The organism is Polyangium mundeleinium, assembly GCF_028369105.1.
GTDB classification, from domain to species: Bacteria; Myxococcota_A; Polyangia; order Polyangiales; family Polyangiaceae; genus Polyangium; species Polyangium mundeleinium.
This window is the reverse complement of sequence record NZ_JAQNDO010000001.1, coordinates 12,628,243-12,640,163: the sequence shown is the minus strand read 5'-3', so window position 1 is coordinate 12,640,163 and position 11,921 is coordinate 12,628,243. Positions and strand designations below refer to the sequence as shown.

The following is an 11,921-nucleotide window of genomic DNA, read 5'->3' as shown; positions in this document are numbered from 1 at the left end:
GGGCCGTGCTAGGCTCGGCTCGTACTTTTCGGGGGGCCCTCGCTCCATGAGCACCGAGAAACTCCATCCCGGCCTCGTGATCGCCGGCCGCTACCGCATCGTCAAGCAGCTCGGCGAGGGCGGCGTGGGGGCCGTCTATCTCGTGCAGCACGTCCACACCGACGAGCGCCTCGCGCTGAAGGTGCTGCACAACGAGACGCTCTCCGATCCGAGCACGATCGAGCGGTTCCGCACCGAGGCGCGCGCGCCGGCGCGCATCGACAGCGACCACATCGTGCGCGTGACCGACGCCGACGTCGCGCCGGAGCTCTCCGGCGCGCCGTTCCTCGTGATGGAGTTCCTCCGCGGGCGAGACCTCGCCGGCGAGGCGGAGGCGCGCGGAAGGATGCACCCGAAGGAGGTCGTGCTCTACCTGCGGCAGGCCGCGCGCGCGCTCGACAAGGCCCACGCGATCGGCATCGTGCACCGCGATCTCAAGCCGGAGAACATCTTCCTCTCGGTCCGCGAGGACGGCACGCCGTGCGTGAAGCTGCTCGACTTCGGCATCGCGAAGCTCACGGGCGGCGCGGCGAGCTCGATGGGCGCGCACTCGAAGACGAAGACCGGCGCCATCTTCGGCACGCCGCTCTACATGGCGCCCGAGCAGGCGCGGGCCCAGGCGCAGCTCATTGGACCCCATACGGACGTATGGGCGATCGGGCTCATCGCCGCGCGGCTCCTCCTCGGCTTCGATTACTGGCAAGCCGAGACGATCAGCGATCTCGTCGTGCAAATCGTGGTCGACCCGATCCCGCCGCCTTCGCAAAAAGGAAGCTCGTTCGGCCCGAGGTTCGACGCATGGTTCTTGCGCTGTTGCAGTCGCGACGCCTCACAGCGCTTCCGCACGGCCGGCGAGGCGATCACGGAGCTCGCCGCCGCGCTCGGCATCGCCGAGGGGCCCGCGCTCGTGCTCGAAGTGACGGAGATCCTGCAGAAGGCGCAGGCCGGCGAGGGGGCGCCGAAGAACACGGTCGTCGGCGCGCCGATGCCGATGGCGCAGAGTGCTGCGGCCGCGCGGCCCGCCTTCGCGAGTACGCCGCAGCCGCAGAACCCGATGGCCCTGAGCCCGATGGGGGGAGGAGGCATCTCGCCGCAGACGGCCATGGGCGCGACCGTGCTCGCCGCCTCGACGGCCGTTCCACTCGCGCAAACGGGCCAGACGCCGAATCCATCGGGCAGCAGCAAGGCCCCGATGTTCGCGGCGATCGCCATTGTGCTGCTCGGGATCGTCGGCGCGGCCGTGATCTTCGGCGCGAAGGGCGACGCCAAGGATCCGAAGCCCGCCGCGGCCGCCGCCACCGAGGCCGCGCCCTTGCCCCTGCCGACGCCGACGCCGAAGGCCCCCGTGGCCGCCGATCCGCCGGTGAACGTCGAGCCTGCCGCAGCAGCCTCGGTCGAACCCGCGGTCGCGCCGCCCGTTGCCTCCGCGAAGCCCGCCGCGCCCACGCAGACCACCCCTTCGGGCCGCAAGCCGCCGCCGCCGCCTCCGCCTGCAACCAACAAAAAGAAGCCGAACGATGACGAACTCATGTCCGGTCGCCGCTGACGTCGAGCCGCGGCGCTCTCTGCGATTCGTCGCCCCCGCGCTCCTCGGCGCAGCGGTCTTGCTGGCCCAGGCCCCGGCGCTCGCCAATGATCCGGCCGCGGCCGAGGCCCTGTTCCGCGTGGCCAAGGGCCTGATGGAGAAGAAAAACTACGACGAGGCCTGCCCCAAATTCGACGCGAGTTACAAGCTCGATCCGGCCGTCGGTACGAAGCTGAATTGGGCCGATTGTCTCGAAAAGCAGGGGCGGCTCGCGACCGCCTGGGGCGCCTGGGGCGAGGCGCGGGACCAGGCCAAGCGCGAGGGCGACGCGCCTCGGGCCGAGCTCGCCGCGCGCCGGCAAAAAGCGCTCGATCCGCGCCTGCCGCAATTGACGGTGCAGGTAAAGGGCAGCATCGAGGGGCTTAGCGTGTATCGCGACGAGATCAAGCTCGAACCGGCCTCGTTCGGCGTGCCGCTGCCGGTCGACCCGGGCAAACACGTGGTGTCGCTCCGGCGCGGCAAGGACGTGCTCAAAGAGGCGAGCGTCGAATCGAAGGAGAAAGGCACGGACGAGGTCACGCTCGACGCGACCGACGTGCCGCCGCCGACGCCCGAGCAGATCGTGCAGGCGCAGCCGACGCCGGGCCAGGGGGACAAACCCAAATATCGGGTCGCCACGGTCCGTCGCAGCACGGGCATGCTCGTCGGCGGCATCCTCATCGGCATTACGGGTGGGTTCGTCACGATCGGCGGGCTCGTCGGGCTCGAAGCCACGAGAGGCGCGCCGGTCGCGTGGGGCGTGACGACCCTCGGCGCATTGATGTTCGGGGGTGGCATCGCGATGGGCGTCATCGGCAACCAGAAGATCAAGCGCCAGCTCGAGGTGACGTACGTGCCCGAGGTCTTCGTCGGGCCGAGCTCGGTCATGGTGCGCGGGGTGTTCTGAGCGGAAGGCGCGCGACGCCGCGAGGCATTTCGACGGTTTGCCTCCGCGCGCTCGCCGGCGCGCCGCCCTGTCGGGCTCGGTCGGACCGGCCGCATTCCCGCCTCGGTCGGCCTCGCCATTGCATTCCTGCGCTGAGGCCGCCCGCGCCCGTTCCTGGCGGCCGAGCCCGTCCGGGCGCGCCGCGCGCCCGCTTTGAAATGCTTCCGCTCGAAGAAGCAGCGAAGGGGCTTGCGACCACGCGACGCGATCCAAACATTCGCTGGCAATGGTCGCATTAGCTCCGTCCACGGTAGAGCCCGGCCCCGATTCGCCCGCCCAGGACACCGAGGAAACGACGCAGCCGAGGCTGCGCGCCGTCTCGGTTCCCCCGCCGGATTCGGCGGTCCGCAGGATCACGCCGCCGGCGGAGCGAAAAAAGGACCCGTACATCGTGCTCGTGGGGCTCGACCTCTCGGAGCCCGGCGGCCGGGCCTGGCGGTTTGCTTTTGATCTGGCGGAGCTGCGGGGCGAAGAGACCGAGATTCACGCCGTGGTGATCGGGGCGCGTGGCATGGCGCCGCGAATCAAGGACGTGGCCACGCCGCGGGTGTCGACCTCCCACGCGAGCGAGGCAAAGCTGCCGCCTTTGAAAGTGCTCGAACATCGCTCCGCGGGCGGGCAAGCGCGGCTCATGGCCATGCATTATCGCGACGGACGGCCGGACAAGGCCATCGTGAACCTGGCGCACGAGATCGGCGCCGACCTGATCGTGGTGGCGAGCCATCCGCCGAGCCGGCTCGAACGCCTCTTCGGCGGCCCGCTCGCCGATCGAATCGCGCGCAATGCGCCGTGCCCCGTCGTGATCGTCCGCCCGAAGCGCGACGAGGACGACCCGGGCGTCGACCAATACGATCCGCGTCTTCGTTAGGGACGGGCGCTTTTCGCCTTTTCCACCTCGGCCCGGGAGACTCCCTCGGCCGTGCCTCCCTCGCGGGGATCGGCGAAGCCGTAGGCGATGCCCGTCTGCGGGTCGACGAGGATGTCGTTCGCGTCGCCTTGCGTGAGGTTGCTCTGCTCGATCGTGTGGCCGCGCCGCGCGAGCTCGGCGAGCACCTCCCGCGGCGGCGGGCGTTGCTTCTCCACACGCAGTTTGTCCGGTTGGAACTGGTGGTGCAGGCGGCCGCTCGTGATGGCCTCGTCGATCGTCATGCCCCAGTCGACGAGGTTCCTGAAGACCTGGGCCACGGTGTTCGGGATCGTGTCGCCGCCCGGCGAGCCGAGCACGAGCGCGAGGCGTCCCCCTTGCGTGACGAGGGTCGGCGACATCGAGGTCGCCATGCGTTTGCCCGGCGCGACGACGTTCGGGCCGTCCTTCGAGAAGCCGCCGAGCGCGTTGCCGAGCAGGACGCCCGTGCCGGGCACGACGACCTTCGCGCCGAACCCAGCCGAGAGCGTGTACGTGCAAGCGACAGCGTTGCCCTCGGCGTCGACGATCGAGAAGTGCGTGGTCTCGGGCGACTCCTGCGCGGCCTCGGGCATTGCCGCCGCGAGCGTGGCCGAGGGCGTGGCGCGCGCCGGGTCGATCGCGGGCTTGCGCGTCGCGAGGTGCGCGCCGGAGAGGAGCGCTTGGAGCTTCGTGTCGAGGTCCTTCGGCCCGAAGTCCGGATCGGACGCGACGATGCGGCGATCGGCGTAGGCGCGCCGCGCGGCCTCGACGAAGAGGTGCAGCGCGTCGGCCGAGCCAGGCTTCTGCTCGTACACCCGCGCGCGCTCGAGCGAGAGCATGATCTGCGCGAACGCGACGCCCCCCATCGACGGCGGCGGGGCGGTCTCCACCGAAAAACCTCGGTACGAGAAGCGCAGCGGCGCGCGTAGCTTCGCGTGGTAGTCGGCCATGTCCTTGGCCGTCACGTACCCGCCGCCCTTCTTCATCCACGCATCGATCGTGCGGGCGAAAAATCCTTCGTAGAAGGCGCGTGGGCCTTCCTTTGCGATCGACTCCAGCGTGCGCGCGAGGTCGGGCTGGCGCACGCGTTCGCCTTCGGCGAGCGGCTTTTTGCCTTTGCCCCAGATCGCGCGGGCGGCGGGGTCGTGCTCGAGTTTGTTCCACGCCCACGCGAGCGTGAGCGCTTGCCGCGGGCCGAGCGCGTGTCCTTTTTTCGCGAGCTCGATGGCGGGCGCGAGGAGCTCGGCGAGCGGGCGCGTGCCGAAGCGTTCGAGCGCGAGGGACAAACCCGCGACGGTGCCCGGGACCCCCGCCGAGCGGAGGCCGATGCCGCCGTCGTGATCGAGCATCGCGAGCACCTTTTCGGTCGTGGCGCCGGCAGCGGGCGCGGTCTCGCGGAAGTCGACGAAGTGGGTCTCGCCGCTCTTCAGGCGGATCATCATCACGCCGCCGCCGCCGATGTTCCCGGCCGAGGGATGCGTGACGGCGAGCGCGTAGGCGACGGCCACCGCAGCGTCGACGGCGTTGCCGCCGCGGCGCAGGACGGTCGCGCCGATGCGCGTGGCGTTTTTCTCGACGGAGGTGACGAGACCGGCCTCGCCCTGCACGGCGCGCTTGCCGCCCGGTCGAAGGGCGACAGGCGGATCGGGCGGCGGTGGGGCCGGGTAGGGGTCGGGCGCGGGCGCGGGCGCGCTCGCGGAGGCTGACGTCGCGGGGACGACGGCCACGGGCGCGGTCGTGGAGGCGGTCGTGGAGGCGGCCGTCGCGGAGGGGGGAGGGGGCGCGGCGTCGTCGCGCGGCGCGGGCGTCTGTGCGACGCAGGCCGAGACGAGCGCCGCCGCGAGGAGGAAGAGTCTCGGAGGGGGCGCGGGCATCAGCAGGGGGGACTCTAGCGCACGCCCCCCCGAAGCCAGCGACTACTTCTTCTGGTTCTTGCGGCGGCCGAGCGCGAGGCCAAAGGCCGCGATGGCGCCGAGGATGCCGGCCGCGCTGCCCGACGTGTTCCCGGGGCTCTGCGCGCAGGAGACGCCCGCCTCGCCCGTGGCAGTGCAGCGACCGCCGCTGCACTGCGCGTCGCCGCGCGCGTAGCCCTCGACCTTGATCTCGAGCAGGCTCTCGAGCTGCGCGACGCACTCGTCGATCTGTTCGCCGACGTCGACGTACTGGCCGTCGCAGAAGAGCGCGCCGTCGGGCTTCGTGCAGGCGACCTCGCAGCCGCCCTGGAGCTTGGTTTCGCAGTTGATGAAGCCCTTGGCCTGGCAGTCGACCTGGCAGTCGATGTTGGCCTGCGCGTCGCAGGAGCCGGTGCAGCACGAGGAGCACTGCGCCTTGCAGTTCGCGCTGGGCGGCGTGGCCTCGCAGCGCGCGTCGCACTCGCCGCCACACGTGGCCTCGCAGGAGGCGCGGCACCGAGCGCTGTCCGGATCGGCGGCGCAGGCGCCGTTGCAGCTCGCGCCGCAGTCGGCGCGGCAGGAGGCGCCGCACTCGAAGCTGCCGGGGTCGACGTTGCACTCGGCCTCGCAGCTCGCCTGGCAGCTCGCGGTGCACGAGGCTTCGATCTCCGCGGTGCACTGGCCGCTGCAGCCGACGTAGAGGTCGGCGGCGCACTGGACCTGGAAGTTCAAAGGCTGGCAGGCGGCGGTGCATCCGCCCTCGACGCGCATCTCGCACTTGGCGCTCGCGGCGAGCTCGATGCCGCCACAAGCGCTGATGGTCTTGGCGTCGGCCGAGGAAGCAAAGCCGAAGGTCGTGGCGGCGGCGAGCGCGGCGGCGGCGAAGATCGGGGCAAGGGAAGTACGCATGAGTTCGTTCTCCTGTGTGGACGAGGGGTCCCTCGATCGCGGCGCCCCCGTGTGCAAGGGGACGACCACCCGCGAGGGTACGTCCTGCGTTCGACGAACCGCCGAGGATTTCGAAACGGTCGAGCGTCGTCGTTCACGCAGCGTCGGACGGCGCTGTCATAGCGGTGGTCGCACGTCCGACCAGGTCGTGCTCACGGCGTGATGCGATCCGCGATCCTGCCCGTGCCGTACCGCGCGACGATGCCTTCGCGTGCCGCGCCCGGCATGCTGCTCGTCACGAAGTTCCCCCCGACGGCCCAGTACGTGCCAGTGCCATCGGCCCAGGCTGCGTGCAGATCGGCATAAGGTGGCACGTCGAACTCGTCGACCCACGTGCCCGCGTCGAGGCGCTGCTTCGAGCCGCCGAAGCCCACGACGACCACCTCGCCGGGCGCGTTGCAAGCCACGCCGTTCACGCCGTTCGTGAGCGCGACGTCGAGCTTTTGCCAGGAGGCGCCATCCGAGCGGAGCACGTCGAACGTGCCGACGGCGTAGACCTCGTTCGGGCCACAGCCGGACACCGTGAAGAGTGTGCCAGACGCGAGGGGTGGGTCCGATTCGAGGGCCCATTTTGCGCCTTTTTTATGCCAGATCGTGCCGAACTCGCCGACCACGTAGAGGTCGGCGGAACTCGTGCCCCAGACCTTGTAGTGCGCCCGTCCGAGCGGCATGCCGGGCAAGGTCACGGGCGTCCAGGTACTCCCGTCCCAGTGCAGGACCACGTCGTTCGGCGCGCCGGTGCCGCCCTCGGGCGTGCCGCCGACGGCCCAGGCGTCGGCCTTGCCGGCCGCCCAAACGCCCCACAGCGTCGCCGTGGTGCCGGAAACGTGCTCCGTGAAGGTAGAGCCGTCCCAGTGGGTGATGCGGCCCTCTTCGCCGACCATCCAGACGTCGTCCGGCCCCGAGCCGGAGACCCACCAGTACGTCTGGTCGCCGCCGGGGTGGAGCTCGCGGAAGGCGTCGCCGTCGAAGTGGACCATGAGCGACTCCTTGCCGTTGCCGAGCGGGCCGCCGACGGCGAAGACGTCCTTCGGGCCGCTGCCCCACACGCTGAGCACCGCACGGTCGAGGTCGCCCCCGTCGAGCGCGACTTGCCACGCGGGCGTTTCCGAGGAAGGCGGCGGGTCCGGGGGCGGATCGGAGCAGCCGGCCGCGAGCGCGGCGAGCGTGAGCACGAGCGGGAGGCGAAGGCGCTTCACGGCGCTCCTCCAGAGGCATCCGCGGCCCCGTCCGCGCCGGCGTCGAGCTCCGGATCGAGCGGGCCGGCGTCGGGATCACACTGCATGCCGAGGATGTAGTCACCCGCGCACATGCAGAGGCACTCGGCCTCGCGCCCGGGTTCGTCGCAGCGCGGGGTGACGGTCATGATCTTCGTGACCTTCTTCCCGTCGCGATCCGTGAGCGAGACCGTGAGCTCGTAGGGGTTGTCGAAGAGGTCGTTCTCGGCCCACTGGTTCGGACACGCGGCGATGTTCGAGAACGACGAGATGTCCGTCGGCGTGCTGCGGCCGTAGCCGTCGTCCGTGGGTTCGAGGTTGAGGATGCGATTGTCCAGTCGAACTTGCTTCGTCACCGGGTCGCGCAGGGCGCCCGCGACGCGGACGGCGCACGGGTCGATGTTCGTCGCCCGCACGCCGGCGAAGACGACGCGGCCGCCCTGCGGCGGGAAGATCAAGGAGATGCTCGATCCATCACTGATCGGCTGGAGCTCGCCCTCGGGGCCGAGCGCGATCACCTCCATGATCGGCTCGGCCGAAGGGTCGCCGAGATACGCGAGCTTGCAACCCCCGATGATGATGCCGGCGTCCTTCTCCGACGGCGGCGGCGGCACGGGGGAGCTGCAAGCAGCGAGCACGAGCGCGAGCGCGAGACAGCGTTTGTCCACGGCTAGAAGCAGTTGATGTCGTCGGCCTTCGGGTAGTAGTAGACGAAGATGTTGCAGTGCTCGTTGGCCTCGACGATCGGGCCGAACGTGTAGCAACAGTCGTTCGCGCCCTGCTTGTCGAGCGCGTTCAAGCCGTCGCAGCCGACGGAGGCCTCGGGCATCTGCCACTGGTACGAGCACGTGTAGAACACGCCGCCGCCCGCGGGGACCTCGCGGTCGAGCTCGGGGGACGTGAGCATCGGCGGCTCATCCCAGGCCTGCGACGAGTAGAAGCGCTGATCCATCGGCGGCTGCTCGACGCTCACGCCGTCCCACTGGAACATGTCGAACTTCTTGCCGCGGCTGTGGAAGTGGCCGTTCGCGCCGATGATGTGGACGGGCTTGTCGCTGTTGAACTGGCAGGAGCCGTCGAAGGAGGGCGTCGGGTTCGAGGCACAGACGCGGATCGACTGCTTGGTCGCGAAGAGCGTGCCGAGCTGCGCCTTCACCTTCTCCTTGGGGATCGTCCAGAAGTTCACGTTGACCTTGCCCTCGCCCGAGGGCGTGCCCTGGGTCGCGGCGTTGACGTAGTGCGTCTGGAGCATGAGCCACTCGTCGGGCATGAACTCGTTGGCGACGCCCTCGGGGAAGGTCCAGTCGAGCTTGCCGTCGATCTGCGAGTTCGCGACGAGCGGCCAGTCCGCCCAGTTCGCGCTCTTGAAGCACTCGCCGACGTTGTCCTTGCCCTCCTGGATCGCGCCGTTCGCGGGATCGAGGCCCACGATCGTCCGGACGCGGAAGACGTTCATGTGGTGCGAGCCGTCTTTTTGCGCGATCTGCACGCGGTTCACGTAGACGGGGCTCTCCGGATCGAGGCCATTCGCGGCCGCCAGGTCACGCACCTTGAAGAAGTAACAGTCCTGCTTCTCGACGCCGGCCGGGACCTCGAAGAGGTTGGTCTCGATCTGGAAGCCCTGGCCCTGCGGAGGTGGGTCGATATGTGCCGGGTCTGCCTCCGGTGTCGGGGGTGGGTTGGGCTCGCTGGAGCAAGCGAAGAAGAGGGGCGTGGCGAGCGCAAGCAACACGAGAGATCGGAAAGCGGACATAGGTTTCCTCCCCGGGGGTGAGAAAAAGGGGACGGTAGGGACGCTACACGAAAGCAAGTCGTCGGCCATCCAGGCACGGCGGTCCCGGCGCCCGGCCTTTCCGTGGAAGGGATGCGCAGGGAGGCGCGCGCCGGGCGCCTTGCTGCTATGGTCGCCGCACGGAGGATTTTCGTCGATGGCTGGCAACAAGCAGTGCGGAGAGCACACCGAGCTCGCGTCGAACAGCGCTGTCCGCGTGACGCGGTGCACGTGCGGCACGGTCCACGTCACCATGCTTCAGAACGGCGTGACGGTGCGCATGTCGGCCGACGCCCTCCGCAACGCGTGGGCAGGGCTGAAGGGCGCGATCGATCGGATGGACGAGCCCGTGCCGAGCTTCGGCAGCTCGATCATCAACTAGCGTTCGCGAGGAACCGGGGAAGGGAGGGCGCGCGGGGGGAGGAGGCCCTCCCCCCACGCAGGCCCGAGGCGGCAAGCGCGGGGCGCGCTAGCTCCGCTCTTCGATCGGCGTGTAGTTGCGCTCGACCTCGCCGGTGTAGATCTGGCGCGGGCGGCCGATCTTCGTCGACGAGTTCTCGTTCTGCTCTTTCCAGTGCGCGATCCAGCCAGGCAGGCGGCCGAGCGCGAACATGACGGTGAACATGTTCGTGGGGAAGCCGAGCGCCCGGTAGATGATGCCGCTGTAGAAGTCGACGTTCGGATAGAGCTTGCGCTCCACGAAGTACGGGTCGCTGAGCGCCGCCTCTTCGAGCTTGCGCGCGATATCGAGCAGCGGGTCCTTGATGCCGAGCTTGGCGAGGACCTTGTCCGCCGCGACCTTGATGAGCTTCGCGCGCGGGTCGTAGTTCTTGTAGACCCGGTGGCCGAAGCCCATGAGGCGGAAGTTCGAGGTCTTGTCCTTCGCGAGCTTGACGAACTTCGAGACGTCGCCGCCGTCCTTGCGGATCTCCTCGAGCATCTCGACGACCTCCTGGTTGGCGCCGCCATGCAGCGGGCCCCAGAGGGCACAGATGCCCGCCGCGATCGAGGCGAAGAGGTTCGCCTTCGCGCTGCCCACGAGCCGCACCGTCGACGTCGAACAGTTCTGTTCGTGGTCGGCGTGCAGGATGAGCAGGAGGTTCACGACCTTCACGATGTCCTCGTCGATCTCGTACGGCTCCGCCGGGACCGAGAACATCATGTTGAGGAAGTTCGCACAGTACGAGAGCGAGTTCTGCGGGTAGACGAAGGGCTGGCCGATCGACTTCTTGTACGAGAAGGCCGCGATCGTGCGGACCTTCGAGAGAAGACGCGCGATCGTGATGTCCACCAGCTCGCGGTTGTCCGCGTTGATCGCCTCGGGATAGAAGCTCGAGAGCGAACACACCATCGACGACAGGATCGCCATCGGGTGCGCCGTCGAGGGGTAGCCCTCGTAGAAGTGCTTCATGTCCTCGTGGATCAACGAGTGCCGCGTGAGGAGCGTGGAGAAGCGCACGAGCTCCGCGCGGCTCGGGAGGTGGCCGTAAATCAGGAGGTAGGCGACCTCCACGAACGTGGACTTTTCACCGAGCTGCTCGATCGGGATGCCCCGATACCGCAGGATGCCCTGCTCCCCGTCGATGAAACAGATCGAGCTCGACGTGGACGCGGTGTTCACGAACGCCGGGTCGAGCACCACGTAGCCGGTCTTTGCGCGGAGCGTCGAGATGTCGATGCCCTTCTCGTTCTCCGTCCCGGTCACGATCGGAAGCTCGATCGTCTGCTCCTGTCCATCTTTCTTGAGCGTGAGCTTGGCCGATTCCTGCACGCGTCCTCCTTTCACCACACCCGCCGCAGCGGCGGCATAAGTACCACGGCTCCTCGACATAAGCCGAGCGGAACCACACGGGAAGTCTCCACGTGGACGCAAATCCCCTGAGGACGCCGGAAAACGCAGGCTTTGGCGCGAGGAAGTGTTGGTCTGGCCACCAAAAGCCGCGGCGAGCGAGGGGTCTCTCGGGGCAAACCGCGCGGCGGCCCGGGAAAACTTTGGTAGGTACACGAGGATGGCCGCGCTCGAACCGATGGTCCGAGGCAAGCTCGCCTCTCACCCCGAAGCGTCCACGTTCGCCGCCGAGGTCCTGCGCGTCCATCGGCGTTACGCGACGGAGATCGTGCAGGCGTACGCGCTCTGTCCGTTCGTCCGGGATGTGGACGTGGCGTTCGGGAAGTTCTGCGTGATGCTCGACCACGAGCCCGATCTCGACGCGACGCGAGAAGCCGTCGTTGCGGCGCAAAGCAACGTGCTGCACGTGGTCTTTCCGCTTTCGTTGCCACCGCCGAACGTGTTCGAGCGCTTCGCTTCGACGCTGCTCGCCCGGCTGCAAGGGTTTTTCCCGGAGGCGCCGGTGATGGCGGCGTTCCACCCCGCGCTCGTGGGGGATCGCGACGCGCCGCATCGTCTCGTGGGGCTCTTGCGCCGCGCGCCCGACCCGTTCGTGCAGTTCATCCCCGCAGGCGTGCACGAGGGCGGCACGGTGTTCGCGAGCTCGGTCGAGGAGTTCGAGGCGAGCGCGGTCGACCGTTCGGAGCTGAACTTCCAGAAGCTCGCAGGCGAGCCGATCGAAGCGCTGCTCGCGCGGGCGCAGGAGATCCGCGCGGATCGGGATCGTGCATACGCGCGCTTCGCCAGTCTCGTGGGCCCGGCAGCGTAGG

General features: G+C 69.1%; 11 protein-coding genes. 5 read left to right on the top strand and 6 right to left on the bottom strand.

Annotated elements, in window-relative coordinates; translation table 11 throughout:
• Positions 1-46: 46 nt before the first annotated feature.
• The 3 genes from POL67_RS50035 (at position 47) to POL67_RS50025 (ending at position 3,417) form a co-directional block, all read left to right on the top strand.
• Positions 47-1,585 (top strand): serine/threonine protein kinase, encoded by a 1,539-nt coding sequence (locus POL67_RS50035; protein WP_271929567.1) that lies wholly within the window; start codon positions 47-49, stop codon positions 1,583-1,585.
• On the top strand, positions 1,557-2,510 hold the full coding sequence (locus POL67_RS50030; RefSeq protein WP_271929564.1) for a tetratricopeptide repeat protein: 954 nt from the start codon (positions 1,557-1,559) through the stop codon (positions 2,508-2,510). Before POL67_RS50035 ends, POL67_RS50030 begins: the two co-directional genes overlap by 29 nt.
• 265 nt (positions 2,511-2,775) lie before the next feature.
• On the top strand, positions 2,776-3,417 hold the full coding sequence (locus POL67_RS50025) for a universal stress protein (protein ID WP_271929561.1): 642 nt from the start codon (positions 2,776-2,778) through the stop codon (positions 3,415-3,417).
• Here the strand turns inward: POL67_RS50025 and ggt are convergent.
• The 5 genes from ggt to POL67_RS50000 all read right to left on the bottom strand — a co-directional run bounded on the left by ggt (position 3,414) and on the right by POL67_RS50000 (position 9,245).
• Complete coding sequence (gene ggt, locus POL67_RS50020) at positions 3,414-5,309, bottom strand: gamma-glutamyltransferase (RefSeq protein ID WP_271929560.1); 1,896 nt, start codon at positions 5,307-5,309, stop codon at positions 3,414-3,416. The two genes, POL67_RS50025 and ggt, sit on opposite strands and share 4 nt — an antisense overlap.
• Positions 5,310-5,351: 42 nt before the next feature.
• Positions 5,352-6,236 (bottom strand): hypothetical protein, encoded by an 885-nt coding sequence (locus POL67_RS50015; RefSeq protein ID WP_271929559.1) that lies wholly within the window; start codon positions 6,234-6,236, stop codon positions 5,352-5,354.
• Positions 6,237-6,427: 191 nt separating this feature from the next.
• Positions 6,428-7,474, bottom strand: coding sequence for a hypothetical protein (locus POL67_RS50010; protein ID WP_271929556.1), 1,047 nt, complete (start codon positions 7,472-7,474; stop codon positions 6,428-6,430).
• Positions 7,471-8,160 carry a hypothetical protein gene (locus POL67_RS50005; protein WP_271929554.1) on the bottom strand — a complete coding sequence of 230 codons (690 nt, stop codon included), beginning with the start codon at positions 8,158-8,160 and terminating at the stop codon, positions 7,471-7,473. Before POL67_RS50005 ends, POL67_RS50010 begins: the two co-directional genes overlap by 4 nt.
• 2 nt (positions 8,161-8,162) lie before the next feature.
• Positions 8,163-9,245: a hypothetical protein gene (locus POL67_RS50000; protein ID WP_271929551.1), complete on the bottom strand. Its 1,083-nt coding sequence runs from the start codon at positions 9,243-9,245 to the stop codon at positions 8,163-8,165.
• 175 nt (positions 9,246-9,420) lie between these two features.
• Between POL67_RS50000 and POL67_RS49995 the strand changes: the two genes are divergently transcribed.
• Complete coding sequence (locus POL67_RS49995; RefSeq protein WP_136926940.1) at positions 9,421-9,645, top strand: hypothetical protein; 225 nt, start codon at positions 9,421-9,423, stop codon at positions 9,643-9,645.
• 87 nt (positions 9,646-9,732) lie between these two features.
• On the opposite strand, the gene POL67_RS49990 is transcribed toward POL67_RS49995, so the two are convergent.
• Positions 9,733-11,034: a citrate synthase gene (locus POL67_RS49990; protein ID WP_271929548.1), complete on the bottom strand. Its 1,302-nt coding sequence runs from the start codon at positions 11,032-11,034 to the stop codon at positions 9,733-9,735.
• A 238-nt stretch (positions 11,035-11,272) separates the two neighbouring features.
• Here POL67_RS49990 and POL67_RS49985 point away from each other — a divergent pair, with 238 nt between their 5' ends.
• Entirely contained in the window at positions 11,273-11,920 is a 648-nt protein-coding gene (locus POL67_RS49985) for a hypothetical protein (RefSeq protein WP_271929546.1), read from the top strand.
• Position 11,921 lies beyond the last annotated feature (1 nt).

Coding starts and splice junctions, on each gene's coding strand:
- ggt (WP_271929560.1), bottom strand. CDS start 5,309: ATGCCCGCGCCCCCTCCGAGACTCTTCCTCCTCGCGGCGGCGCTCGTC.
- POL67_RS50030 (WP_271929564.1), top strand. CDS start 1,557: ATGACGAACTCATGTCCGGTCGCCGCTGACGTCGAGCCGCGGCGCTCT.
- POL67_RS50025 (WP_271929561.1), top strand. CDS start 2,776: ATGGTCGCATTAGCTCCGTCCACGGTAGAGCCCGGCCCCGATTCGCCC.
- POL67_RS50035 (WP_271929567.1), top strand. CDS start 47: ATGAGCACCGAGAAACTCCATCCCGGCCTCGTGATCGCCGGCCGCTAC.
- POL67_RS49995 (WP_136926940.1), top strand. CDS start 9,421: ATGGCTGGCAACAAGCAGTGCGGAGAGCACACCGAGCTCGCGTCGAAC.
- POL67_RS49985 (WP_271929546.1), top strand. CDS start 11,273: ATGGCCGCGCTCGAACCGATGGTCCGAGGCAAGCTCGCCTCTCACCCC.
- POL67_RS50015 (WP_271929559.1), bottom strand. CDS start 6,236: ATGCGTACTTCCCTTGCCCCGATCTTCGCCGCCGCCGCGCTCGCCGCC.
- POL67_RS50000 (WP_271929551.1), bottom strand. CDS start 9,245: ATGTCCGCTTTCCGATCTCTCGTGTTGCTTGCGCTCGCCACGCCCCTC.